This is a genomic window from Rhizobium sp. BK313 (assembly GCF_014193655.1).
Taxonomy (GTDB): Bacteria; Pseudomonadota; Alphaproteobacteria; order Rhizobiales; family Rhizobiaceae; genus Rhizobium.
This window is the reverse complement of the sequence record NZ_JACHZQ010000008.1, coordinates 312,938-336,534: the sequence shown is the minus strand read 5'-3', so window position 1 is coordinate 336,534 and position 23,597 is coordinate 312,938. Positions and strand designations below refer to the sequence as shown.

The window sequence follows — 23,597 nt, the reverse complement described above, 5'->3', positions numbered from 1 at the left end:
TGCGTTGCCGGTCGATCATATCGGCACTCATGACGGGAGAATGCCTTGGCGAGGAAAGACGATTTGCTGATAGGAGCAGTGGCCGACGATATCACTGGTGCGACGGACCTGTGCCTGATGCTCTCCCGAGAGGGCATGCGCACGGTGCAATTGATCGGCGTTCCGGAAGCCGGTCAGGAGCTTCCGGAGGCGGATGCCATCGTTGTTGCCCTCAAATCGAGAACCATTCCCGCCGAGGATGCCGTTCAAGAATCTCGCGCAGCGGCGACGGTACTGCTCTCGGCCGGCTGCGAACAGCTTCTGCTCAAATATTGCTCCACATTCGATTCCACCGACCAGGGCAACATCGGGCCTGTTGCCGAAGTGTTGCAGGACCTTACCGGCAACCGTCTGACAATTGCCTGCCCTTCATTTCCGGCCGCCGGCCGCACCGTCTATAAGGGGCACCTTTTCGTCGGCGACCGGTTGCTGTCCGAAAGCCCGCTGAAGGACCACCCTTTGACGCCGATGCACGACCCCGATCTCGTCCGGGTATTGCAGCGTCAGACGAACCGGGCGGTGGGGCTTGCCGATTGGTCAGTGATCTCGAAAGGAGAGGCAGCTATCCGCGCCGACTTCGCTGCCCAGCAAGCTGCCGGCAAGCGCATTCTCATCGTCGATACCTTGTCCGATGCCGACTTGCGCGCACTCGGCGCAGCATGCGATGGCATGAATTTGATTACCGGTGGTTCGGGCATTGCCATGGGGCTTCCGGAAAACTTCCGCAAACATGGAAAGCTCGCAAAGCGTGGCGCGCCGACTGCGATGGCCGGATCACTCGGCCGAGCCGTCATCCTCGCCGGATCGTGTTCGGTTGCGACGCGTGGGCAGATCGACAGGGCGAAGGATGCAGGTGCGCCCGTCTTTCGTCTGGATGTCGATGCGATCGTCAACGGCGGCCAGAGCGCGGCCCAGATTGCCGATTGGGTTCTCGCCCAAACTGGAGAGTCGCCCCCCCTTGTCTATTCCAGTGCCAGCCCGGATGATCTTGCACGGATACAGGGAAAAATGGGCCGGCATGAGTCCGGTGCGCTGGTGGAGCAGACGTTGGGCGAGGTGGCGAAGCAGCTGCTCTCAAGCGGCTTTACGCGTTTTATCATCGCGGGCGGTGAAACCTCGGGTGCGGTCATCAATAGTCTCGGCGTCAAGGCGCTTTCGATTGGACCGGAGATCGATCCGGGCGTACCCTGGACGCGCAGCGTACACGGGCCGGATGTGACGCTGGCGTTGAAATCCGGCAATTTCGGCGCCCCTGATTTTTTCCTGAAGGCCTGGTCCGTTCTCGACAGGAAGCCCGCCAATGAATGAGATCAACCGGGTGCGGGAAGAGATCTGCCGGACCGGGCAATCGCTTTTCGAGCGGGGCCTGACATCGGGTTCGACGGGAAATATTTCGGTCCGACTTGCTGACGGCGGCTGGTTGATGACACCGACCAATGCCTCCATGGGCTCGCTCGATCCTGCCCGGCTGTCGCTCTTCGATGCCGCGGGACGGTTGGTCTCCGGCGATGCGCCGACAAAGGAAGCGTTTCTGCATTTCTCGATGTATGGGGAACGCGGCGACGCCGGCGCTGTCGTTCATCTTCATTCCAGCCACGCGACGGCCGTCAGCATCATGCGCGATATCGATCCTGACGACGTCATGCCACCATTGACTGCCTATTACGTGATGCGGGTCGGGCGCCTGCCGCTCATCCCGTATTTTGCTCCGGGTGACATGGCGCTTGCCGATGCAGTGAAGTCCTTCGCGGGGCGGCATCACGCGATGCTGCTTGCTAATCATGGGCCGGTTGTTGCTGGCACGACGCTCGCCAACGCGCAATATGCGACGGAAGAACTTGAGGAGACCGCCAAGCTCTTTCTGATGCTGCAGCATCACGCCAAGAGAATCTTGACTTCGCAGCAGGTCGATGACCTGCGTAAGCGCTTCAATCTACCTTGAGCATTTCAGTCATCAAGAACGCACAGGAGAATCAAATGACGGCAGCAAACGAGAAGGTTGGCTTTGTTGGTCTTGGCCTCATGGGACACGGCATGGCGAAGAACATCGTCGAAAAAGGATATCCTTTGACGGTAATCGCTCACCGCAACCGCAAACCAATCGAGGATCTCGTTGGGCGCGGCGCTTCGGAAGCCTCGTCGCTCTCGGAACTGGCGGCCAATTCGACAATGATCTTCCTCTGCCTCACGAGTTCGAAAGAAGTTTCAACTGTTATTGAGGGCATGATGGCAACGCTGATACCAGGGACTGTCATCATCGATTGCTCGACCGGCGATCCGACTGTCACGGTCCGCATCGCCGAGGCGCTTGCCGGGCGTCAGGTGCAATTTGCCGATGCGCCGCTCAGCCGTACGCCGAAGGAAGCCTGGGAAGGCACGCTCGACTGCATGGTCGGCGCTGACGAGGCAACGTTGGCCCGTATCAAGCCCGTCATTTCGACTTGGGCGGCAAAAATCGTGCATATCGGTGGCATCGCCGACGGCCATCGCATGAAGCTACTCAACAACTTCATCTCGCTCGGCATGGGGGCGCTCTTTGCTGAAGCGCTAGCTCTGTCGCGAAAAGTTGGAATTTCCGTTGAGCGCTTCGACAGCGTCATTCGCGGCGGACGAATGGATAGCCCGTTTTACCAGACCTTCATGGGCCACGCCCTGGAGGGTAACCGCAATGCTCACCGCTTTACGCTTTCCAATGCCTACAAAGATATGAAGTATCTTGAGGCAATGGCCAATGACGCTACAGTCGCGACCCCTCTTGCCAGCACCGTAAAGAACTCCTACGCGGCGGCGGTCGCCGGCGGCGGAAGCGGGCCGGACGATTATGTCCCCCACCTTGCTGATTTCATTGCAAGGTTGAACAATGTTGTTGATTGAGCGAAGTGAGAACCGCCAGCATCATCCGATGCGTTATCGGCCAATCGAGCGGAGGGAAAGTTTTTAAGTCTGAGCTTTTTGAGAAACATAGAATACCTCAAGCCTCGATAGTACGAAGTATATTCGTTTTTTTGATCTTAGGGCGACGCAATCCACCGTTGAATTCTGCTTTTTCGAGCTTTGAAGAGAAGATACTGTTGAGCTTTCCTCGTATCAAAGCGCGTATACCCCGCGATGAACTATGACGTCCCAAAGTCGGTCTGGCTCGGTGACATGGCCGGCTTGCCGTTCCAGGATGTCGCACTGTGGAGCCCCCGCGCTAGACCGAACGTTCAATCGCACGCGATCCTCATCAGGCCGACATTGCCGCCTGGAGCCGCCGTGTTGATCGATGTCGAAACTTCCTGGACGAGCCAGTTCAGGCAATGGGCCCCGATATCGTTTTTGATCTCGGCTGTGGTCGCCGACTGAACCAGTACCAGAGGACCATCGAGCGCGGCGATCGCCTGGACCATCCTTGTTCCAGTCTGATGTCCACTTGATGCGATGGGCAACGCTCGCCCGCAGATTGTTCAGCACCGACCGAATGCTTGACGCCTCGTCGATGACGAGCTGGTTGCAAGGCAGCCTGATCGTTTCCGATTAGATCTCGCGGCACTGGAGATGGTGCGTCCAAGCGGGTTGAGGTCTCAACGGCAGGCAGTGCGGATGAGACCTTTGCCTGCCAACACTTTGACCGCCTCACGAAGAGCATTGCGGCCGACGCCGAATTGGGCCGCCAGATCTGCTTCCAGCGGAAGGTGCATGCCAGGCTGTTAGTTGCCCTGCACGATCGATCGCCCCATCGATTGGACGGTATCCGCGATGACGCCCTTGGGTAGCAAAGGCTCCTCCTTGAACCAGCAAAAGGCTTTAAAATTCGATCTAGTAATCAGTATCAACGAGGAGCTTGGCGCCATTACCTGCCTGCCGCCATGGTCCGGCAGGTACGCCGGGTCTGGAATGCCTTCTAAAAAGACCGGCAGGCACGCAAAGAGGAAAACGCCCTCTTGAGAAAAAGCATATTGTATGACAATCATACCAAATGACTGTGTAGCGAAGACGCGTTCTAAGCTTCACTATGGAAGGTTTTGACCCTGCGGGGGACGCGGTGTGGCGCGGCAGGCAGGGGATGGTTATGGAGGAAAGAAATTTGTCTGATCAGCCCACAGCGCAAGGCGTATTCGATATCGGTATCAATGGGCGGTTGACACCATCGCAATTCGTGCTTCTCGGCATGCAGAACGTGTTCGGCATGACCGGCATGTTCGTTTTCCCCGGCATCATGGGCCGGGCTTTCAATCTGCCGGCGGACCAGATTGCCTATCTCTATGGCATGACTTTCATCGTCTGCGGCATCATCACCATTCTGCAATCGGTCATTCTATTGCGGCTGCCGATTGCCCAGGGACCGTATGCCGGCAGCTTCGCTGCGCTGTTGACCGTCGGACATTTGCAGAGCGGTGGATTGGGCGTCGCCTACGGCTCGTTCTTCGTAGCATCGTTGATCTGGTGCGCATTGAGCCTACCGATCCGCGGCTGGAGCGTCATCAGCATTTTCGCGCGCTTTCTGCGGGTGCCGATCATCTCGGGCATGATGGTCATGCTGATCATGATCCAGATCGCAAGCGTCGCTTTGCCGAACTGGATCGGTCAGCCGACGAGCCCCGGATTTCCGACGATCAACCTGCTGTCGGGTGCCGTCGCCGTCGTCGGTATCGTCGCTGCCATGCTGTGGGGCGGCCAGCGGTTTCGCCGCGTCGCCATTCTCATCGGTCTGGCGCTGGGTACGCTGTGTTATGCTCTGTTCAGCCCCATTTCTCTTGCGCCGGTCGTCTCGGCGCCTCTTATCGTGGAGCCGAAACTTTTCCCCTTCGGCTACGGTGTCCGTCTGGATTTGGTCATCGTCTTCCTGCTGGTGCTTCTCCCAGCCGGCATGGGCTCCATGGCGCTCTATCAGACGGTGGCGGACTGGGGTGGAGAGAAGCTCACGCCGGGACGCATGTCTGAAGGCATCTTCGGTGTCGGCATAGGCTCGGTGATTGCCGGCCTGTTCGGCGGCTTCAGCACCATCGTCTATCCCGACAATATCGGTATGCTCAGGACGACGCGGGTTGGATCACGTTATGCGACGCTGGCGGCGGGGCTGCTGCTGATCGTCTTCGGTGGCTGCATCAAGTTCGACATGCTGCTGGTGGTTGTTCCCCTGCCGGTCATTTCAGCGGCGGCGACGCTTTTGTTCGGGATCGTCTTCATGCACGGCGTCCATATCCTGGCGCAGGTCGAATGGGACGACCGTCGGCTGATCGCAGCCGGCCTTGCCTTTCTGGTCGGCCTCGGCGGATTGTTCCTGACGCCCGATGCGCTGCATGCCATGCCGTTGGTGTTGCAGATGATCCTGCAGCAGCCTGTGATCTCGGGCGGATTGACGCTGGTCGTCCTGCATTCGCTGCTCTGTTCGGCTTCTCCGGCACGCGCGACCGTTGTCGGCGGAGCGGAGGCCAAGGCAGCCATCAGCAGTGGCCGGGCCAGACATTGAGATCATGTCGCCCTTGAAACGAATTGAGGCCGGTAGGTCAGCCACCGGCCTCAATCGTCAGGATACGAGGGAAACGTATCCCGCCTTTGATCGATAATTCTACGCGGCGGTATCGCGCGTCGGCACGCCGACGCTTGACTCGGCAACACCGCGACTGGCCTCGTCGGCCTGAGCGATCTGCACGATTTCGGCCAGGATCGAGAGTGCGATGTCGCCGGCGCTCTTATTGCCGGCAAAAAGGCCGGCGGGTCCGTGAATCCGGCCGATCTGGGCTTCAGAAATTCCCATTTCCGCCAATTGGCGAACGCGCAGGCGATGCGTCGCTCGGCTACCCATCGCGCCGATATAGAAGGCGCTGGTGCCGAGCGCGGACGGCATCATCTCCAGTTCCCATTCATGATCATGGAACATGAAAACGATGGCCGTCCGCGCATCGGCGTCCATCCTGGGAGGATGTTTCGATCCGGCAAGCGCCACTGTTTTTATCATCTGGGACGCCAGGCGTTGCAGCGTTGGTGGGTCATAGGACCAGACCGTGACATCGAAGCCGCCGATCGTCGCCATGCGCGCCAGTTGCACCGTGGCCGGGCCGACACCCGCCACAATCAATTTCCTCCTCGGCTGGTATTGCCGCAGCGTCCATTCGTCCCCGGCATCATCCGGCATGGGGACTTTCATGACCGCCGGCAATCGCTTCTCCAGCCGCGCATCGATGGCGGCGAGGTCCGCCTCTTTCGTCTCGACATCGAAGACCAGTTCGATGGCGCTGCCGCAGGGGAGTTGGATGTCGATATATTTCGAGCCGCGCCCATAACGGATGGTCCTGTTCTTGCCCTCGGCAATCGCATCCATCGCTTCGGCAACCACGGCGCGCTCGATGCAGCCGCCCGAGAGATAGCCGACCCATTCGCCAGTTTCCGACACCGCCATTTGTGCGCCAATGGGCCGGGGCGAAGAGCCTTCGATCTTGACGAGTGTGACAAGCGCGACCCTTTCGCCGAGCCGCATCCGCTCCAGCGCGAAATCGAGCACGTAGTCGTCAAAGGCTTCCCAACTGCCGTCAGCATTTTTCATGAGACCAGACCCTGTCCTATCGAAGCGACTTGTGTTCCGCCTCGTTCTTCAGAAGTCCGGCGATCATGAAGGCAAGTTCAAGCGCCTGATTGGCATTCAGCCTCGGATCGCAATGGGTGAGATAGCGGTTCGGCAGATCGATCTCGGTCAGGCCGCCGGCGCCGCCTGTGCATTCGGTCACGTCGCTTCCGGACATTTCGATGTGGACGCCGCCGGCGATTGTTCCCTCGGCCCTGTGGATGGCGAAGAAATCCTTTATCTCGCGGGAGATGCGCTCGAATGGCCGCGTCTTATAGCCGTTGCCGGCCTTGATCGTGTTGCCGTGCATCGGATCGCACGACCAGACCACCTGCCTGCCTTCGCGCTCGATGGCGCGAATGAGCGCCGGCAATTTGTCGCCGACCTGATCGTAGCCGAAACGGGCGATCAAGGTTAGGCGGCCGGGCTCGTTGGCCGGGTTGAGGATATCGGTGAGGCGCAAGAGCGTATCGGCCTCGAGCGAGGGACCGCATTTCAGGCCGATCGGATTCTTTACACCGCGGCAGAATTCCACGTGAGCGTGGTCCGGCTGCCTTGTACGGTCGCCGATCCAAAGCATATGGCCTGAAGTCGCATACCAGTCGCCGCTGGTGGAATCGACCCGCGTCAGGGCTTCTTCATAGCCGAGCAGCAGCGCCTCGTGGCTTGTATAGAAATCGGTCCGCGACAATTCCGGATGCAGTTCCGGATCGAGGTTAATGGCCCGCATGAAGGCGAGCGTTTCCGTGATGCGGTTCGCAATCACATGGTAACTCTGACCCTCGGGGCTACCTTCGACGAAATTGAGCATCCATGTGTGGACGTTTTCCAGGTTGGCATAGCCGCCTTGGGCGAAGGCCCGCAGCAGATTGAGCGTTGCCGCCGATTGCCGGTAGACCATCTCCTGGCGGGCAGGGTCCGGTGCACGTGCTTCGGGCGTGAATTCGATGCCGTTGATGACATCGCCGTGGTAGCTCAGCAGTTCGATATCGCCCTGCTTTTCCATCGGAGTCGAGCGTGGCTTGGCAAATTGCCCGGCAATGCGCCCGATCTTTACCACCGGGCGTGAGGCGGCAAAGGTCAGCACGACGGCCATCTGGAGGAAGACGCGGAACATGTCGCGGATGTTGTCGGCGCCGTGTTCGGCGAAACTCTCCGCACAGTCGCCACCCTGCAGCAGCAAAGCCTTGCCTTCGGCCACGCTGGCAAGTCGCGCCTTCAGCGCGCGGACCTCTCCGGCAAAGACCAGCGGCGGATAGGATGCAAGACGTTCTTCGACAAGGCGCAACTGTTCCTTGTCGGCGAAGTCGGGTACCTGCGCCATCGGCCGGTCACGCCATGTGGATGGGGTCCATATCTGCTGCATCTCTTCCTCCCCGATATCCTCTTTTGTTTTTAGGCAGCTTTTGTCAGCGTCTTGAGTGCGTCGGCGATCACCACGGGCACTTCCAGAGGCGAGAAGTGCCGCACGCCTTCCATGATTTCCATCTTCGCACCGGGAATGTGGTCAGCGAGGTATTTTGCCATCTCCGGCGGCGTGGCGTAGTCCTCGGAACCGACCTTGATCTCGCAGGGGAAATCGAATTTCGGCAGAAAGGCACGCAGGTCGGCGGCACCCAACATGGTGCATGTGGCAGCATAGGCGTTCAGATCGTTCGCCAGGAAAACCTGGATGGCGGCGTCGAGAACATCGGGGTTCGCTTCGCGGAAGGCATCGCCGAACCAGCGCGTTTTCTGGAAAGCGATGAGGGAGGAGAGACCTTCGGTCAGTGCCTTGTTGCCGCGCTCGGCCCAGGCTTCCGGTGCATTTTCGCCGTACCAGGCCGTGGTGTCGAACAGGCCGAGCCCATCGACACGTTTCGGATGCCGGCCGGCAAATGCCAGGGTGACGCAGCCGCCCATGGATGCGCCTGCGACCACGGCCGAAGTCCAGCCGACATGATCCATCACATCAGCGATATCATCGGCGAACTGTTCGACGCTGTAAGGACCTTCGGGCTTATCGGACTTGCCGTGACCACGGCAATCCAGGATCAAAACATCACATGCGCCAGCAAGGGCGGCCACAGTCGAATTCCAGAAGCTCTTGTCCATGGCGAGCGAATGCACCAGCACGCAACGGCCCCGACCGTTGCCGGGAACTAGCTGATAGGAAATGCGGGTGCCGTCACGGGTCGTGGCGAAGTCGGATTGTGTCGCTTGGGAGGTCATGTCGGTTTATTCCTGTATGAACGTGGGAAATGCTAAGGCCGCGGCAACGGATATTTCGGCATCCGCCCGCGATGGGAATCCTATTCTGCCGCCTTCCGCGCCGGTCCCTTCGGTAGGTTGAACATGCCGCGCGGCAGGCCCTCCATGAAGGCGAGAACTTCTTCGCTGTCGATCACGTCGGCATATTTGGCGTTGAGATCGCAGAGCGCGATCGCGTGGCTGGCTTCGGATCGCTCGAAACAGGCGTCCTCGACCATGGTGACCCGATAGTTGTAGCTGAAGGCGTCGACGACGGTGGCGCGGACGCAGCCGCTGGTCGCCGTCCCGGCAACGATCAGGCTGTCGCAGCCGAGCAGCGTCAGGTAGCTGACAAGATTGGTGCCATGAAAGCCGCTCGGCTTTTGTTTATAGATGACGAGATCCCGCGGACTGGGGGCGATCTGCGGCATGATCTCGTTGCCGTCCTGGTTGGTGCCTCCAGGCTTTTCGCCGCTGCGGCCGTTTTTCCAGGCCCAGGCGCCGGCATCCCAATTGTCGGCGCGGCGGACACCTGTGGTGTAGATGACGGGCAATTCACGGTCATGGGCGACGTCGATCAAGTTGCGCATGATCGGAAGCGCGTCCCAAGCGGCTTCACCGCCGGATTGGCGCCAGCGCTTGATCGATTCCAACAGAGGCTCGCGGCGATCGCCACAAAAGGCATAGTTGACGTCGACAATCAAAAGGGCCGGCCTTTTGCCAAAGCCCTGGCGCACGCCGTAGCCGGCCAGTTCGAACACGGCCTTGTCCCGCTCGGTCAAAAACTTGTCCCAAATTCTCTCGCCCATGTTCTCTCTCCCTTGAAAAGACGGACCGGAACCCTCTGTGACCAGCACATTACGCAACCCCGATCCGGAAACATTCGGTCCGCGGACTTGACTTATGACATAGTTATGTTTGTATGGCAAACATACACTATGACAAGATGACATCGAATTGCAGCGGGTGGTGAACGGGCTGAAGGTTTGTAATTGGTCAGGTGATCCGCGCGCTTGGCGCCTGTGGGAGGAGAATGCTTATGTTGGCGAAAACGATTATTCGTGGTGGCTCTTTTGCCGTTGCAGGAGCTTTGATGACAGCCGCCGGGTTTGCCTCCGCCGCGCATGCCGCGGATGTGTGGAAACACGGCATCGTCGAAGCGAAGGGCGATTCCGGATTTCTGTTCCAGGCTGCCGAAGGCGGCTTTGCCGCCAAGCGCAATCTCAATATCGACATGGTGGAATTCACCGGCGGCCCGACAGCACTGAAGGCTCTGATCGCCGGAGAACTGGATAGTTTCGAAGCGAGCCCTGTCGTCGCTTTCGCCGCCATGCATCAGCGGGCCGACATCAAGATCATCGGCTGTAACTGGCCGGGCATGACCTATACGATCTTCGCTGCCAAGAATATTGCAACGCCTGCCGACCTGAAGGGCAAGGCTGTCGGTGTTTCTGCGCCCGGCTCGCTTCCTGCGCTGTTCGGCCAGCTTGCTCTTGAGGCGGCGGGCATTTCCGACAAGGATGTCCGATACGCCAATGCCGGCGGCAGCGCCGACCGCGTACGCGCGATCAGTTCAGGCGTGGTCGCCGCCGCCGCCAGCTCGAGCGAGTTTGCCGTCAGCGCCGATACGCTCAACATCAAGCCGCTGCTTTCCGGCGCGGAAGTGACGCCAAAATTCGTCAAGGTCTGCATCATGACGACAGGCGCCAAGATCAAGGAGCGCCGACAGGACATGGTGAACTTCCTTGCCTCCGAGATGGAAGGATTGACTTACGCAGTCAACAACAAGGACGCGATGATCACGCTTGCCCGTAAGGTCGCCCATCTGCCCGACAGCGACAAGACGGCGGAATTCATCTATGACGAGGCCATCAAATACAAGGCGATTGCGACGGACCTGGCGATCCCGCTCGACAATCTGCAATGGACCGACGATCAGATGGTGCGCCTCGGCGCCCTGCGGCAGAGGGCCGATGTCCACAACTTCGTCGACGACAGCGTTCGTACGGAAGCCTTGGCGACCGTCAAGAAATAAGCCGATCTACCAAGGAGGACTCTGCATGGCCCATCTGGAGGTGCAGAACATCATCAAATCATTTCGCACACGCTCGGGCGTCGAATTCGCCCGCGCCCTCGATGGTATTTCGTTCGACGTCGAGAAGGGTGAGATCATCGCATTGATCGGCCCGAGCGGCTGTGGAAAGACCACCGCATTGCGCATCATCATGGGCCTCGAAACGGCAACGTCGGGTCAGGTGCGCGTTGCCGGCCGGCCGATTTCGGGCTGCGGTTACGATCGCGGCATGGTATTCCAGCATGCGGAATTGCTGCCTTGGCGAAGCACCTTGAGCAATATCGGCTACGGCCTCGAGATGAAGGGCGTCAAGGAGCCGGAATTGTCCCGCGCTGCCGGCCATTATCTTGAACTCGTCGGTCTCAATCATGCCCGTACGCTAAGGCCGCATCAACTGTCCGGCGGCATGAAGCAGCGCGCCGGCATTGCCCGGGCACTCGCCATCGACCCCGAGGTGCTGCTGATGGACGAACCCTTCGGCGCTTTGGACTCGCAGACGCGCGAAACGCTGCACGGCGAGCTTCTGTCCATTCACGCCAAGACCGGCAAAACCATCATCATCGTCACGCATGATCTCGATGAGGCGGTCATGCTGGCCGACCGCGTCGTCGTCATGCGCAAAGGCTCGGTCGGACAGATCGTTCCGGTCGAACTCGGCCGCGATCGAGCCGACATGCGCGCCGTTCGCACCTCCGAGGAATATTCGAGGAAGCGGACCATGATTTGGGAAGCCTTGCACGACAGCGAGCGGCAGGCCGCCTAAGGAGTAGGAACTATGACGACAACGGAAGCAGCAAGAACTGTTTCGAAAACCTCCGCCGGCGACAATGTCCGCTGGTCTATGCCGGGCTGGATGATCACGACCATATCGGTCATCATTGCGGTTGCGCTTTGGGAATATTTCGGCCGCAACGCCAACCCATTGCTCGGCACCTATCCAAGCGCAATCTTCGTCGCCTTTCTGGACATGATGCGGGATGGGCGGTTGCTTCAGGCCTTCATTGAAAGCAGCCAGCCTTTTGCGGCTGGTTATATCGCCGCAGCCATAGTCGGCATTCCGGTTGGCCTACTTCTCGGACGTTACCGTTTTCTGGAATCGGCTTTCGGCATCTATATCACCGCCGGTTATGCGACCCCGCTGATCGCTCTCGTGCCGCTGATGATCCTGTGGTTCGGCCTTGGCTTCATGGTCAAGGCCGTCATCGTTTTTCTGCTGTCCTTCTTTCCGATCTGTCTCAATACCTGGTTCGGCGTGAAGGCCGTTCCGAAGACATTGATCGAGGTCGGTACAGCCTTTTGCGCCCCGCAGACGCAGATCATGCGCGGCATCGTCCTGCCCGCGACGATCCCCTACATCATGGCCGGTCTGCGGCTCGGCATCGGCAAGGCCGTCATCGGCATCGTGATCGCCGAATTCCAGACGGCGATCTCCGGGCTCGGCGGTATCATCATCACATCGGCGAATGCTTTTCAGACGGCGGAGATGTTCGTGCCGATCGTGTTGATCATGGTCATTGCGGTGGCGCTGACGGCACTGGTCGGTTGGCTCGAAAAGATCGTTGCGCCGTGGCAGAGCGAAATTGCCGGCCATGACGCGGCCTGAGGCAGATCGCCCATTCCTGCCTATTCGGAACAATAGAAAAGCCGTCGTAGGGGATTTTCGGCGGCTTTTCGCTGTGGGACAGATTTATCCACCGTCATGTTCTTCCGGTCGAAGGCATGGGGGACGCGCCGTGGGGGTGAATGCCAATGCCTGGACCGGATCTATGGAATTTCTCTGTTTCCCTCTATGAAACGCTGGGCGTTTCGGATGCTTGCCTTTCCCTTCAGGACGAAAGCGACGTCGATGTCCCCGTGCTGTTGTTCGCGGCCTGGCTCGGTACCCGCTCCGTTCCACTGCCTGCCGACGATCTGGAGCGTATCGCCGAAAGCGTCGACGCATGGCATGACGAAGTGATCGTTCCCTTGCGAACTCTGCGCAAGCGGCTGAAAACCGGACCGGCGCCGGCGCCCGGCAAGCGGACTGAAGCTTTGCGCAATATGATCAAAGGCGCCGAACTCTCGGCGGAGCGTATCGAGCTCTATGTGCTGGAGGCGGCGGGACTTGCGCTCGCGAAGGCCGACGGTGCCAACCCGCTCGAAAACATGGCCGTCGCCGTCCGCTATTATCGGGGTGGAGATATGAGCGAGCGGGCATCTTCATTGATAGAGACAATCGCCAAGGCTTTACCGCTTCGGGGACGGCCATCTCAGATATCCTAGACATCGGGCGGGACCGCGAAGATTATCTCGAGCGTGGGGTGTCGGAATCTCGTTTAGCCAGTCGTCTTCAAGACAGACAGGTTATGGAGAACACCAATGACCATTACTATCACCGCCTTTGAACGCTCACCCGATCGCGGCAGAGGGCTGGCGCGTGACATGCGCGTTCGCTGGGCGCTCGAAGAAGTCGGCCAGCCTTACGACGTTCGTCTTCTTTCGTTCAAAGCGATGAAGGAACCCGCGCATCTCGCGCTTCAGCCTTTCGGGCAGATTCCGACCTATGAAGAGGATGATCTCGCCCTGTTCGAGTCGGGGGCGATCGTGTTCCATATCGCGGAGCGCCACGCGGGCCTGCTGCCAGACAATGCGAATGCCCGGGCGCGAGCGATCACATGGATGTTTGCCGCGGTTAGCACGATGGAGCCGCCGATCGTTGATCGCGAAGTCGCCAAGCTCCTGGAGGGCGACGAGACCTGGTACGAGCGGCGTCTGCCTTTTGTCGAGGAACGCATCCGTAATCGGTTGAACGAACTTTCCTGTCGCCTCGGCGATGCCGACTGGGTCGACGGCGAGTTCAACGCCGGCGACCTCTTGATGGTGTCGGTGCTGCTCCGGTTGAAAGGATCGGGTATTCTGGACGAATACCCAAACCTCTCCGCCTATGTCGCCCGCGGCGAAGCGCGGCCCGCATACAAGCGTGCGTTCGACGCTCAGTTAGCGGTTTTCACCGCCGCATCGGTCGGCTGACAAAGGTCCGCTCTGGACTCGAAGCCTTCATTCGAGTCTTTCGCCCAGTTTATGGGTCCTGACCCCAGAGCATCCGTGGTGATCCCACTGAAAGCGGATGCTTTAGTCTTCTTTCCAGCGCTTGACGATTGGCAGATGGATGTCGAAGAGGTCAAGGGCGCGGCCGACAGTCTGATTGACTATGTCGTCTATCGTTTGCGGCTTGCTGTAGAAGGCCGGCACCGGCGGCATGATGATCGCGCCGTTGCGCGTCGCCTGGTCCATCAGGGCAATGTGACCGGCATGCAAAGGCGTTTCACGCAGCAGCAGCACCACGCGCCGGCGCTCCTTGAGGCAGACGTCCGCCGCGCGGACGATCAGCTCGTCATTGTAGGAATTGGCAATGCCGCTCAGCGTCTTGATCGAGCAGGGAGCGACGAGCATGCCCGCCGTGCGGAAAGACCCAGAAGAAACGGCCGCGCCGATGTCCCGATAGTTATAGAGCTTGTCGGCAAGGCTACGAATCTCGTCTGCGCTCTGATCCACTTCGTCCGCTGCCGTTTTCAGCGCCGAGGGAGAGATGATCGCATGCGTTTCGACGTCGGATACGTCCCGCAGCAGTTGAAGCGCACGCACGCCGTAGATGACGCCGGAAGCCCCGGTGATCGCTATGATGATGCGTCGCATGCCCTTCGAACTTTCTATGCCTGCATTGAAATCTAGCCGTCGCTTGCGTGCAGTGCGGAGCGAGCGGAATTGGCGACATGGGTTTCCGCAGCGGCATGCGCCGCGCTCTTGTCGCGCTTGCTGATGGCACCGACAATCTGCTGGATCTCCGTAATGCTCTGTTTTCGCCGTTCCGGCCGCACGACCGAGCGTCGGCGAAGCGGCGAGGTGAGAAGCGTCAACTTCTTCAAGAGATCGAAGGCGATCGGATTGCGGGCGCCGGTGCAGATGAGGTCGTAGAAATCGCGCTTGGTGGCCACGATTTCTTCGGCGGTGCCGCTCCGGTAGGCGGCCGTGAGTTTTTCGCTCTGCGCCTTCAGCGCTGTCACTTCCGCATCGGGTGCGTTCTCGATGAACTGCTCGACGATCAGCGGCTCCAGCACACCGCGGATGCGGTAGATGTTTTCCGCATCCGCGGGCGTCACCGTGACGACGGCGAGCCCGCGATTGTTGAGGTCGGTCAGGATGCCTTCGGCCTGCAACTGGCGCAGGGCCTCGCGCAGCGAAGTGCGGGACACGTTCAGTTGCTGGCACAGATCTTTTTCGACCAGCCGCGTGCCTGCCTCGAGAAAGCCGGTCTCGATCGCCCGCCGCAGCGACTGGATGATCTTGTTCCGCAGCGGAGCGGATTCTTGTTTCAATGGCCCAAATGGTTCTCGTTCTGTCGTGTTCATTCTGTTCCCCGCTGACACCATGTCCGCAATTTAACGCCAACCCAATCCCGACGGACGAGCAGACGATCCCACTGTATTGCGCGAAATAGCGATTCACCGTCAAGCGATTGTATCGATCGGACAGATGTTGCGCCCCTCCGTTGTTCCTCCAGCGCCGTCATTGCGAGGGGACCATGGGCGGACACAGGCCTCTTCCCGTGTCCGCCCAAGGGAATCAGCGCTTCTTTTCTATGTCGCGCGCCGGCGTCTCCGGCTTCATGCCGCCCTGGCGGCGGGCATAGGTGTTTTCTCCCGTAGCCCGCCAGTCACCCGTGACGGCGGCATCGGCAAAACCGCTCCAGAGATCACTCCAGTCGCCGAGTGAATAGCCGTGCCACGGCGGCTGCGGCGAAAGACGCGGCAATTGCAGATCCTCCCAGATCTTGCGAGCGCGGGTCATGTAGGGTTCTGCCGGCAGGGCGAGCGGCGGCATCGGCGCCTTCAAGGTGGCGTCGATCAGAAGGGTACCCTCGGCGGTCTTGGCGGCGGATTTCGGACCGTGGCCGCCGGAGCGGTAGGGCGTGATGTGCACGTCGTCTATCATGTTGGCACGATAGGCCAGCGACCAGAACACGGCGTCAGCATTGCGCGAATCAATGTCGTCCGAAACCGCGATGACGATCTTGCCGCACTGGGCCTGCAACGTGGCCGCACCCTGAAGGCCGCGCCAGATTTCCGATTGCGGTGCGCTGCGGTCGAACTCGAGGAAGATGACCTTGCGGATATTGGTCAGCGGCTCATGCATGACGACGCGCTTGATGCCTTTGACGTTCAGCACCTTCTTCAAGTGGTTGAGGAAGAGCGGTTCGTAGGCAACGCGCTTCAGTACGCTTGATTCGCTTGGGGTTACCTGGCTGACGATTGACACCAGCACCGGCTTGCGCTTGCGGGTGATCGCCGTCACCCGCATCGACATGTTGAAGTCCTCGAGGGCGACATGGCCGTGGCTTTCACCGAACGGCCCTTCCGGCTCCAGAAGGTCGGTATCGATCAGGCCTTCGATGACGATCTCGGCGTCGGCGGGGACTTCGAGGTCGATGGTCTTGCACCGCACAATGCGGATCGGCTTGCCGGTCAGCCCGCCGGCAACGCCAAGCTCATCCTGATCGATCGGCAGTTTTTGCGGGCCGGTGAAGAGAACCGCCGGCGCGCAGCCAATGACGATGGCGCAGGGCATGGGCTCGCCGCGCTTCTGGTATTTCAACCAATGCTGATAGCCGCCGGCGCCGCTGAGACGGCTGGCCATCCGCACGCCGAGGCGATCTTCCGCCTTCAGGGCCGCGCGATATGTGCCCATATTGCGGATGCCGTTGTCGGGATCGCGGGTGACGCAGAGCGTCGCGGTAAAATAGGGAGCGCTGTCGAAGCCAGGTGTCGAGATCGGAACCGGCAGGCTGCCGAGGCCGCCGCCTTCCGTCTTCAGAGCGTCGCCGGTGATGACGATTTCCTGGCAGGGAGCGTCGTCGACCGTGACGGGATCGATCGGGTTTTCCATGGCGCGAACCCAGACGTCGCCGATCTCGTCTTCCTCGACGCCGAGGCCGGCGGCATAAATCGCCGGCGACGCGGCGAGAACGCCGACGGCGACCGGGATGTCGTATTTTTCGCCCTTCGCGCCGTGAACGTCAGTGAAAAGAAATCCGCGCCGCTGCTCGTCGGGGAGGCCACCCTGAAATTGCCAGCGCGCAAGCGGATGCAACTCGCTGTCCTTGTCGATCGGAACCTGGATTTTCGTCAGGAGTCCGCGGGCCTCCAGCCGTGCAATGTGCTCCTGGAGATCCAACGGAGCATTTTGCTCTTTCGTCGTCATGGAAATTACGCTCCCAAAAATGCGTCGTCGGGGCCTGAAATGGCCGCCGCCTCCCGCAGAAATGTGTCTGTCTAAACGCTCCCGAAAAGGCTCAATCGAGAAGCACGCGCGAAAACGTTCGTCTTTTTCGATTGCATTACACCGCCATACTGTCATACATTATGACGAAGAGCAACAGCGTGCCGATGGTGATGAAGGTCCGAACCGACCGAAATGTCCCGAGGCAGGTGTCAACGGGATCGAAGAGGTTTTATGGCGAGCCTACTCCAGCAAACTGCGTCGACTGATCGCGAAAACGCACAGGAAAAAATCAGCTATCCCGCGGTGACCCCCGAGATGAAGCTTGTGCAGGAGGCGCTATTCCGCCACGTCGGCAAGCCGATCCCGCGCAAGGAGGATGGACGCCTCATCACCGGCAAAGGCCGCTTCTCGGATGATTTCAGCCTGCCCGGGCAGACCTATGCGGCCATGGTGCGTTCGCCTTACCCGCATGCCCGTATTCTTGGCATCGATACGTCGGAAGCCTTGGAAAGCGCGGGCGTTCTGGCGGTCTTGACAGGTCAGGACATATTGGACGACGGGATTGCGCCGATACCGCACAGCCCCGTTCCCTCGACGAAGTTCGATATGAAGCTGACTGCACCGGACGGCGGCAAGCCGTTTGTCGGTCCACATTATCTTCTGCCGAACGACAAGGCCCGCCATGTCGGTGAGGCCGTAGCCATGGTGATCGCAGAGACGGCGGCACAGGCCGTTGATGCCGCCGAAAAGGTGGCCGTCGACTATGAAGAACTGCCGCATGTCACAAGCACAGCCGCGGCAGCAGAACCCGGCGCGCCGGCGGTGTGGGACGAGGTGCCGGACAATGTCTTCATCGAGACGAAGTTCGGAGATTGGGAGGCGACCGACGCCGCCTTCGCCAAGGCCGATCACGTAATTCGCGCCGATTTCCACATCGACCGCGTGACCGCCGTCACCATCGAACCGCGCTCTTCACTCGGCCATTTCGACGCCGAGACCGGCCGCTATACGCTTTACGCCGGCAGCGGCGGCGCCGTGCGGCAGAAGAACGAACTTTCCAAAGTATTGGGCATCGAGCCGAAAGATCTGCGCGTACTTTCCTTCGACGTCGGCGGCAATTTCGGCGCGCGCAACCGCGCCTATGTCGAGTTCGGCCTCGTGCTCTGGGGCTCGCGCAAGGTCGGCCGCCCCGTCAAGTTCACAGCGACGCGGTCGGAAGCCTTCCTGACCGACTACCAGGGTCGCGACCTCGTGACCAAGGTCGAGCTGGCATTGACCAAGGACGGCAAGTTCCTGGCCATGCGGGCTGATAATCTCAGCAATGTCGGCATGCGCTGCGTGTCGCTTTCGCCGCTGAGCAAGGGGTCGGGTCTGATCACCGGTTCCTATGATATCCCGCATGCCGCGTTGCGCGCCCGCGCCGTTTTCACCAACACCATGTGCACGCAGGCCTATCGCAGCTCCGGCCGACCGGAAGTCACCTATGCCATCGAGCGTCTGGTCGAGATTGCAGCGCGTGAACTCGGCTTCGATCCGCTGGAATTGCGCCGCAAAAACCTGATCCAGCCGTCAGCAATGCCTTACACCAATGCGGTCGGCTCGATCTATGACAGCGGCGAATACGAAAAGAACATGGACCGCGCGTTGGAGATTTCCGACTGGAACGGTTTCGAGGCCCGGCGTGCGGAAGCGAAGCGCCGCGGCAAGCTGCTCGGCCGCGGTTTCGCCAACTATGTCGAATCCTCCATCGGGTCGCCGAAGGAACGCGCCGAAATCGAGATCAAGGACGACGGCACCGTCGAAGTGGTCATCGGCACGCAGCCGAGCGGACAGGGCCATGAGACGAGCTTCGCTCAGGTGGTCGCCGACATGATCCAGGTGCCGGTCGAAAAGGTCTGGATCGTTCTCGGCGATACCGACATCGTCAGCGTCGGCGGCGGCTCGCATTCCGGTCGCTCGATGCGCCATGCTGGCACGGTCATGGCCATTGCGTCTGCCGATCTACTCGCCGAAGGCCGTCGCCGGGCTGCCGAGCTGTTCGAGACGACTGTCGACTCGATCGATTTCGAGGGCGGCTATTTCAAGGTCAGCAGCACCAACAAGGCGATCGACATCTTCGCCCTCGGTCGCCAGACGCGCGCCACCGCCGGGCCGCTTCGCGTCGGCCGCGACAATGAGATGCACACGCCGGTTTTTCCGAACGGTGCCGCCGTCTGCGAAGTGGAGGTCGATCCCGAAACCGGCCATGTGCAAATATCTGCCTATTCGACGATTGACGATGTCGGCCGTTGCATTAATCCGCTGATCGTTCACGGCCAGACCCATGGTGGCATCGCTCAGGGTGTGGGTCAGGCAATGTGGGAACTCTGCGCCATCGATCCGACGACTGGCCAGCCCCTGGCGGGCTCGCTGATGGATTATGGCATGCCCCGTTTCGACAATCTGCCATCCTTCAATTGCGAGATCGCAGAGGTGATCTCGCCGACCAATCCGCTCGGCATCAAGGCCGGCGGTGAGGGCGGCACCACGCCGGCGCTGGTGACTGTGACCAACGCGGTCATCGACGCCTTGAAGGATTATGGCGTCACCCAGATCCCCATGCCGCTGACACCCTTCACCGTCTGGCAGGCGATCCAGCAAGCTGGCACCCCAGGCCAAGCCATAGTGGCAGCCGAATAATTCAGGAGCGTTTTCGATTATGACCGATCTTCAAACCATCCGCATCATCGCCTTTCCGGGCGCTCCGAACCTGCCGACCTTCGCCGCCATTGAAAAAGGCTTCTTCGCAGAGGAAGGACTTGCGATCGAGCTCACGCTGACGCCGAACTCCGTGGCGCAGGCCGAGCGCACGGCCGCCGGCGAGTTCGACATCATCTTCACGGCATTCGACAACGTCGTTGCCTATGGGGAAGGTCAGGGGCCGGCCGGAGCCGCCGTCAATCCGGATTACGTCGTCATCATGGGAGCGACGCAGCTAGAACTTGCGATCGTCGCAGCACCCGATGCCAAGACCTATGCCGACCTCAAGGGCCGTACGATCGCGCTTGATGCGCTCTCCACCGGCTTCGCCTTCGTTCTCTACGAGATGTTTGCACGGGCCGGTCTCAAGCCGGAGGACACGACCTTTGTACCGGTGGGTGCGACGCCGCAGCGCTGGCAATCGGTCAAAGGCGGCGAGCATGCCGCAACGCTCACCATCGAGCCCTTCACCAGCATCGCACGCAAATCGGGTTTCAACGTGCTCGGTCTTTCGACCGAAATCTTCGACAGCTACCAGGGCGGTTCCGTCGCGGCACGGCGGCCATGGGCGAGCGCCAATCCGGAAACGGTGAAGGCATTCATCCGTGCTTATCTCAAGGGTCTTGCCTGGACACTCGATTCGCAGAATCGCGCCGAGGCCGAACAGATCCTGCAGGCGAAGATGCCGGAGATCCAGCCGGCCGCCCTGCAGTCGGTCATGACAAGCCTGCTGTCGCCGCGCTCCGGTCTGACGCCGGACGCCAGGATCCTGCCCGAAGGTATGATGCGCGTCCTCGATCTGCGCTCGCGTTTCGGCAAAAGCGGCAAGGTGCTGACCGATGCGGCAAAATATCTGGACCTTTCCTACTACGAGGCCGCCGACGGCAATCGATGACAAGAACGATAGTGAGGGAGGGGATCCATGGATCTCAAGGGTGAATACCGGATCAGGGCGTCACGCCATGACGTCTGGGCGATGATCAACGATCCGCAGGTGTTGAAGGACTGCATTCCTGGCTGCGACAGCCTCGACGGCAGCCTGGAAGACGGCTTTACGGCGCGCGTCACTACAAAAATTGGGCCGATAAAGGCGACCTTCGACGGTTCGGTGAAACTCAGCAATATTCAGGCGCCGGAGAGCTATACGATTTCCGGTGAGGGCAAAGGCGGTGTAGCGGGTTTCGCCAAAGGCGGAGCGGATGTGCATCTTGCCGAGGCCGAGGGCGAAACGATCCTCTCCTATACGGCCAAGGCGCAGGTTGGCGGCAAGTTGGCGCAGCTCGGAGCCCGCCTGATCGACTCGACCGCAAAAAAGCTGGCCGACGAATTCTTCGCGAGCCTCGCTGCCCGTGCTTCGGCGCCCGCCGCTGCCGTCGAGCAGGGGTCGGCAGCTTACGAAGCGGTCATCGTCGATGGCAATGCGGAGCCGGCGGTAGCGGTCGCCGCGCCGGCCGCTGCCGCACCACCCTCCGTTACGCAGCCGACCGCATCGTCCAACAAGTCCACGCTCTTGCTCATCGGACTTGCCGTTGTCGTGATCGCAGCCATCGTCATCGCTGTGGCTGTCCATTGAAATAATCGAGGTTACCCATGTCCACCGTCACCCTCACCGTCAACAACACGCCGCAGACCAGGGAGATCGAGGATCGCACGCTGCTGGTCCATTTCCTGCGCGATCATCTCGGGCTGACCGGTACTCATGTCGGTTGTGACACGACGCAATGTGGCGCTTGCACGGTCATACTCGACGGCCGCGCCGTTAAATCCTGCACCATTCTGGCGGTGGCCGCCGATGGCGGTTCGGTCACGACGATCGAGGGGCTTGCGACCGGCGACAGGCTGCACGATGTCCAGACGGCCTTCCATGAATGTCATGGCTTGCAGTGCGGCTTCTGCACGCCGGGCATGATCATGGCTTCGGTCGACATGATCCGTCGCCATGACGGCGTGCTCGACGAGCATACGATCCGTCACGAGCTCGAAGGCAACCTGTGCCGCTGCACCGGCTATCACAACATCGTCGAGGCAGTGCTGATGGCGGCGGAAAAATATCGCGGCGAGCATCACGTCGCAGTCGAGTAACAGGGGAGCCGAGGCAACGCCATGTACATGTACGAGACCAAATACCATCGGCCGAAGACGCTCGCAGAGGCCGTCGAGATCTATTCCAACACTGAAGAGCCGGCCTATCTCTCCGGCGGCCATACGCTGATCCCGGCGATGAAGGGCCGGCTTGCCGCGCCCGCCAATCTGATCGACGTGCGGCGGATACCCGAGCTTTCCGGTATCCGGATCGAGGCCGACGGCGTTATCATCGGTTCGGCGACCACGCATGCGGCCGTTGCTGCTTCGAAAGAGATCGCCGCCGTCATTCCGGCGCTGAGCGGCCTTGCCGGCTCGATCGCCGACGTTCAGGTCCGCCATGTCGGCACGATCGGCGGTTCGGTCGCCAACAACGACCCGGCTGCCGACTATCCCTCGGCCGTGCTCGGTCTCGATGCGACCGTCCACACCGACAGGCGTGCCATAGCTTCCGACGACTATTTTGCCGGCCTTTATACGACAGCGCTCGAAGAGGGCGAGATTCTCGCCCGGCTGGAATTCAAGATCCCCGAAATCGCCGGCTATGCCAAGTTCCGCAATCCCGCCTCGCGTTATGCTTTGGCGGCAGCCTTCGTCGCCAGGCATCGCGATGGCCATGTCCGAGTTGCCATTACCGGTGCCGGCAATTCCGGCGTATTCCGCTGGACGGCAGCGGAAGAAGCGCTGACGGCTCACCTTGCTCCGGAAGCCTTGATGGGGCTTCTGCCGGATCCCGCCGATATGATGGGCGATATGCATGCGTCGGCCGAATATCGGGCTCATCTCGTCGCTGTCATGACGCGGCGAGCCGTCGCCAGCCTCGGCGGCGTCGAGATCAACTGACACGTAAGGACTTTGTAGCGGAGGTTTCCGTTACTCCGCCGCAGCGGGTGATGCGGGTCGCATTGCGCGCATCATTGCATTTGCGCTGCGGGCCTCGATGGCCGACATGAGTGCGTGCAGCTCCGTCCGCCGTTTGTCCGCAGCCAGCTCGTCGACGAGTGACAGCCGGCGCAGAACGGTGATCCGGTTGTTCAACTGCGAAAGAATATCGGCGGCAACCCTGTTGCCACTGCCTTTGAGTAGCCTGGCGGTGAATTCGTCCTCGACCGCCAGGATGTCTTCGGGATCCACCAGCGAGTCGAGCTGATGGAGTATTTCCCGAAGCTGCCTGACTTGGAGCTCCGTCGCGTTGCGGCTGAAACCGTCGACAACAAGCCATTCGATCGCTTGGCGCACCGCATAGATCTCCTGCGCTTCTTCGGCACTGATATTTGCGACGACGCGGCCTCTGGGTGGGGCATTGACGATCATGCCCTCGGCCTCGAGATGCTGTAATGCTTCGCGCAGCACGGTCCGGCTGATCCGCATTTCCTCGCAAATCTCGCGTTCGATCAGTTTCTGGCCCGGGCGTAGCTTGCCGGAGAGGATCGATCCCCGGAGGCCGTCGGTCACTTGCTGACGCAACGAGACGGCGCGGGGTACGTTCAATCCGAGATTGGCCATAGACCTATTCCTTTCGAATATTCCCCAGGGCAACACCACCCGACCGTCCTGGCGACGTTCCCAACGGCTTTTGCATCCTGCTGAACATAGTCTTCGTTATATTCGTTCATATATAACGTCAAGTCC

Annotated in this window: 23 protein-coding genes and 1 pseudogene; 14 read left to right on the top strand and 10 right to left on the bottom strand. The window is 60.3% G+C overall.

Annotated features, from left to right (window positions below; all coding sequences use genetic code 11):
* The first annotated feature begins 45 nt into the window (after positions 1-45).
* The 3 genes from otnK to FHT86_RS32025 are packed head-to-tail and all read left to right on the top strand — an operon-like array spanning position 46 to position 2,913.
* A complete protein-coding gene (gene otnK, locus FHT86_RS32035; RefSeq protein WP_281413739.1) occupies positions 46-1,347 on the top strand; it encodes a 3-oxo-tetronate kinase in 1,302 nt (433 codons plus the stop codon).
* Positions 1,340-1,981, top strand: a complete 642-nt coding sequence (gene otnC, locus FHT86_RS32030) for a 3-oxo-tetronate 4-phosphate decarboxylase (RefSeq protein ID WP_133710710.1) — start codon at positions 1,340-1,342, stop codon at positions 1,979-1,981. Before otnK ends, otnC begins: the two co-directional genes overlap by 8 nt.
* A gap of 35 nt (positions 1,982-2,016) precedes the next feature.
* Positions 2,017-2,913 carry an NAD(P)-dependent oxidoreductase gene (locus tag FHT86_RS32025; RefSeq protein ID WP_133710711.1) on the top strand — a complete coding sequence of 299 codons (897 nt, stop codon included), beginning with the start codon at positions 2,017-2,019 and terminating at the stop codon, positions 2,911-2,913.
* Between the two features lie 332 nt (positions 2,914-3,245).
* On the opposite strand, the pseudogene FHT86_RS38285 reads toward FHT86_RS32025, so the two are convergent.
* Together FHT86_RS38285 and FHT86_RS32015 are read right to left on the bottom strand one after the other, a co-directional pair.
* Positions 3,246-3,531: pseudogene (locus FHT86_RS38285) on the bottom strand (hypothetical protein); the annotation flags it as partial.
* Between the two features lie 71 nt (positions 3,532-3,602).
* Entirely contained in the window at positions 3,603-3,719 is a 117-nt protein-coding gene (locus FHT86_RS32015; protein WP_133710713.1) for a GntR family transcriptional regulator, read from the bottom strand.
* A gap of 386 nt (positions 3,720-4,105) precedes the next feature.
* Between FHT86_RS32015 and FHT86_RS32010 the strand changes: the two genes are divergently transcribed.
* On the top strand, positions 4,106-5,491 hold the full coding sequence (locus FHT86_RS32010) for a uracil-xanthine permease family protein (RefSeq protein WP_208116692.1): 1,386 nt from the start codon (positions 4,106-4,108) through the stop codon (positions 5,489-5,491).
* A 99-nt stretch (positions 5,492-5,590) separates the two neighbouring features.
* Here FHT86_RS32010 and FHT86_RS32005 read toward each other — a convergent pair whose 3' ends face one another.
* The 4 genes from FHT86_RS32005 to FHT86_RS31990 all read right to left on the bottom strand — a co-directional run bounded on the left by FHT86_RS32005 (position 5,591) and on the right by FHT86_RS31990 (position 9,621).
* Positions 5,591-6,565 (bottom strand): XdhC family protein, encoded by a 975-nt coding sequence (locus FHT86_RS32005; protein WP_133710715.1) that lies wholly within the window; start codon positions 6,563-6,565, stop codon positions 5,591-5,593.
* A gap of 16 nt (positions 6,566-6,581) precedes the next feature.
* Entirely contained in the window at positions 6,582-7,949 is a 1,368-nt protein-coding gene (locus tag FHT86_RS32000; RefSeq protein WP_133710716.1) for a class II 3-deoxy-7-phosphoheptulonate synthase, read from the bottom strand.
* 29 nt (positions 7,950-7,978) lie between these two features.
* Positions 7,979-8,794 (bottom strand): alpha/beta fold hydrolase, encoded by an 816-nt coding sequence (locus tag FHT86_RS31995; protein WP_133710717.1) that lies wholly within the window; start codon positions 8,792-8,794, stop codon positions 7,979-7,981.
* An 80-nt stretch (positions 8,795-8,874) separates the two neighbouring features.
* A complete protein-coding gene (locus FHT86_RS31990; protein WP_133710718.1) occupies positions 8,875-9,621 on the bottom strand; it encodes an isochorismatase family protein in 747 nt (248 codons plus the stop codon).
* Positions 9,622-9,851: 230 nt separating this feature from the next.
* Between FHT86_RS31990 and FHT86_RS31985 the strand changes: the two genes are divergently transcribed.
* The 5 genes from FHT86_RS31985 (at position 9,852) to FHT86_RS31965 (ending at position 13,895) form a co-directional block, all read left to right on the top strand.
* Entirely contained in the window at positions 9,852-10,847 is a 996-nt protein-coding gene (locus FHT86_RS31985; protein WP_166656967.1) for an ABC transporter substrate-binding protein, read from the top strand.
* A 25-nt stretch (positions 10,848-10,872) separates the two neighbouring features.
* Positions 10,873-11,649 (top strand): ABC transporter ATP-binding protein, encoded by a 777-nt coding sequence (locus tag FHT86_RS31980; protein ID WP_133710720.1) that lies wholly within the window; start codon positions 10,873-10,875, stop codon positions 11,647-11,649.
* Between the two features lie 12 nt (positions 11,650-11,661).
* Positions 11,662-12,489 (top strand): ABC transporter permease, encoded by an 828-nt coding sequence (locus FHT86_RS31975; RefSeq protein WP_133710721.1) that lies wholly within the window; start codon positions 11,662-11,664, stop codon positions 12,487-12,489.
* Positions 12,490-12,635: 146 nt separating this feature from the next.
* Positions 12,636-13,148 carry a TIGR02444 family protein gene (locus FHT86_RS31970; protein ID WP_246779748.1) on the top strand — a complete coding sequence of 171 codons (513 nt, stop codon included), beginning with the start codon at positions 12,636-12,638 and terminating at the stop codon, positions 13,146-13,148.
* A 96-nt stretch (positions 13,149-13,244) separates the two neighbouring features.
* Entirely contained in the window at positions 13,245-13,895 is a 651-nt protein-coding gene (locus FHT86_RS31965; RefSeq protein ID WP_133710723.1) for a glutathione S-transferase family protein, read from the top strand.
* A gap of 102 nt (positions 13,896-13,997) precedes the next feature.
* Here FHT86_RS31965 and FHT86_RS31960 read toward each other — a convergent pair whose 3' ends face one another.
* From FHT86_RS31960 to FHT86_RS31950, 3 genes are all read right to left on the bottom strand, one after another.
* Positions 13,998-14,561, bottom strand: a complete 564-nt coding sequence (locus tag FHT86_RS31960) for a UbiX family flavin prenyltransferase (RefSeq protein ID WP_133710724.1) — start codon at positions 14,559-14,561, stop codon at positions 13,998-14,000.
* Positions 14,562-14,593: 32 nt separating this feature from the next.
* A complete protein-coding gene (locus tag FHT86_RS31955) occupies positions 14,594-15,274 on the bottom strand; it encodes a GntR family transcriptional regulator (RefSeq protein WP_133710725.1) in 681 nt (226 codons plus the stop codon).
* Positions 15,275-15,488: 214 nt separating this feature from the next.
* Positions 15,489-17,123 (bottom strand): UbiD family decarboxylase, encoded by a 1,635-nt coding sequence (locus FHT86_RS31950; RefSeq protein ID WP_133710726.1) that lies wholly within the window; start codon positions 17,121-17,123, stop codon positions 15,489-15,491.
* 252 nt (positions 17,124-17,375) lie between these two features.
* Between FHT86_RS31950 and FHT86_RS31945 the strand changes: the two genes are divergently transcribed.
* From FHT86_RS31945 to FHT86_RS31925, 5 genes are read left to right on the top strand one after another with little or no spacing between them, the layout of a single operon-like run.
* Positions 17,376-19,823 carry a xanthine dehydrogenase family protein molybdopterin-binding subunit gene (locus tag FHT86_RS31945; RefSeq protein WP_166656968.1) on the top strand — a complete coding sequence of 816 codons (2,448 nt, stop codon included), beginning with the start codon at positions 17,376-17,378 and terminating at the stop codon, positions 19,821-19,823.
* Positions 19,824-19,842: 19 nt separating this feature from the next.
* Entirely contained in the window at positions 19,843-20,778 is a 936-nt protein-coding gene (locus FHT86_RS31940) for an ABC transporter substrate-binding protein (RefSeq protein ID WP_133710728.1), read from the top strand.
* Between the two features lie 27 nt (positions 20,779-20,805).
* Positions 20,806-21,456 (top strand): carbon monoxide dehydrogenase subunit G, encoded by a 651-nt coding sequence (locus tag FHT86_RS31935; protein WP_133710729.1) that lies wholly within the window; start codon positions 20,806-20,808, stop codon positions 21,454-21,456.
* A gap of 17 nt (positions 21,457-21,473) precedes the next feature.
* On the top strand, positions 21,474-21,965 hold the full coding sequence (locus FHT86_RS31930) for a (2Fe-2S)-binding protein (RefSeq protein WP_133710730.1): 492 nt from the start codon (positions 21,474-21,476) through the stop codon (positions 21,963-21,965).
* A 27-nt stretch (positions 21,966-21,992) separates the two neighbouring features.
* Positions 21,993-22,808, top strand: coding sequence for a xanthine dehydrogenase family protein subunit M (locus FHT86_RS31925; RefSeq protein ID WP_133710731.1), 816 nt, complete (start codon positions 21,993-21,995; stop codon positions 22,806-22,808).
* A gap of 30 nt (positions 22,809-22,838) precedes the next feature.
* Here FHT86_RS31925 and FHT86_RS31920 read toward each other — a convergent pair whose 3' ends face one another.
* Positions 22,839-23,471: a GntR family transcriptional regulator gene (locus FHT86_RS31920; RefSeq protein ID WP_133710732.1), complete on the bottom strand. Its 633-nt coding sequence runs from the start codon at positions 23,469-23,471 to the stop codon at positions 22,839-22,841.
* Positions 23,472-23,597: the final 126 nt, after the last annotated feature.

Excerpts from the sequence above, each read along its gene's own strand:
- otnC (WP_133710710.1), top strand. The coding sequence starts at position 1,340 with ATGAATGAGATCAACCGGGTGCGGGAAGAGATCTGCCGGACCGGGCAA.
- FHT86_RS32025 (WP_133710711.1), top strand. The coding sequence starts at position 2,017 with ATGACGGCAGCAAACGAGAAGGTTGGCTTTGTTGGTCTTGGCCTCATG.
- FHT86_RS32015 (WP_133710713.1), bottom strand. The coding sequence starts at position 3,719 with ATGCACCTTCCGCTGGAAGCAGATCTGGCGGCCCAATTCGGCGTCGGC.
- FHT86_RS32005 (WP_133710715.1), bottom strand. The coding sequence starts at position 6,565 with ATGAAAAATGCTGACGGCAGTTGGGAAGCCTTTGACGACTACGTGCTC.
- FHT86_RS32000 (WP_133710716.1), bottom strand. The coding sequence starts at position 7,949 with ATGCAGCAGATATGGACCCCATCCACATGGCGTGACCGGCCGATGGCG.
- FHT86_RS31995 (WP_133710717.1), bottom strand. The coding sequence starts at position 8,794 with ATGACCTCCCAAGCGACACAATCCGACTTCGCCACGACCCGTGACGGC.
- FHT86_RS31990 (WP_133710718.1), bottom strand. The coding sequence starts at position 9,621 with ATGGGCGAGAGAATTTGGGACAAGTTTTTGACCGAGCGGGACAAGGCC.
- FHT86_RS31985 (WP_166656967.1), top strand. The coding sequence starts at position 9,852 with ATGTTGGCGAAAACGATTATTCGTGGTGGCTCTTTTGCCGTTGCAGGA.
- FHT86_RS31980 (WP_133710720.1), top strand. The coding sequence starts at position 10,873 with ATGGCCCATCTGGAGGTGCAGAACATCATCAAATCATTTCGCACACGC.
- FHT86_RS31975 (WP_133710721.1), top strand. The coding sequence starts at position 11,662 with ATGACGACAACGGAAGCAGCAAGAACTGTTTCGAAAACCTCCGCCGGC.
- FHT86_RS31970 (WP_246779748.1), top strand. The coding sequence starts at position 12,636 with ATGCCTGGACCGGATCTATGGAATTTCTCTGTTTCCCTCTATGAAACG.
- FHT86_RS31965 (WP_133710723.1), top strand. The coding sequence starts at position 13,245 with ATGACCATTACTATCACCGCCTTTGAACGCTCACCCGATCGCGGCAGA.
- FHT86_RS31960 (WP_133710724.1), bottom strand. The coding sequence starts at position 14,561 with ATGCGACGCATCATCATAGCGATCACCGGGGCTTCCGGCGTCATCTAC.
- FHT86_RS31955 (WP_133710725.1), bottom strand. The coding sequence starts at position 15,274 with ATGAACACGACAGAACGAGAACCATTTGGGCCATTGAAACAAGAATCC.
- FHT86_RS31950 (WP_133710726.1), bottom strand. The coding sequence starts at position 17,123 with ATGACGACGAAAGAGCAAAATGCTCCGTTGGATCTCCAGGAGCACATT.
- FHT86_RS31945 (WP_166656968.1), top strand. The coding sequence starts at position 17,376 with ATGGCGAGCCTACTCCAGCAAACTGCGTCGACTGATCGCGAAAACGCA.
- FHT86_RS31940 (WP_133710728.1), top strand. The coding sequence starts at position 19,843 with ATGACCGATCTTCAAACCATCCGCATCATCGCCTTTCCGGGCGCTCCG.
- FHT86_RS31935 (WP_133710729.1), top strand. The coding sequence starts at position 20,806 with ATGGATCTCAAGGGTGAATACCGGATCAGGGCGTCACGCCATGACGTC.
- FHT86_RS31930 (WP_133710730.1), top strand. The coding sequence starts at position 21,474 with ATGTCCACCGTCACCCTCACCGTCAACAACACGCCGCAGACCAGGGAG.
- FHT86_RS31925 (WP_133710731.1), top strand. The coding sequence starts at position 21,993 with ATGTACGAGACCAAATACCATCGGCCGAAGACGCTCGCAGAGGCCGTC.
- FHT86_RS31920 (WP_133710732.1), bottom strand. The coding sequence starts at position 23,471 with ATGGCCAATCTCGGATTGAACGTACCCCGCGCCGTCTCGTTGCGTCAG.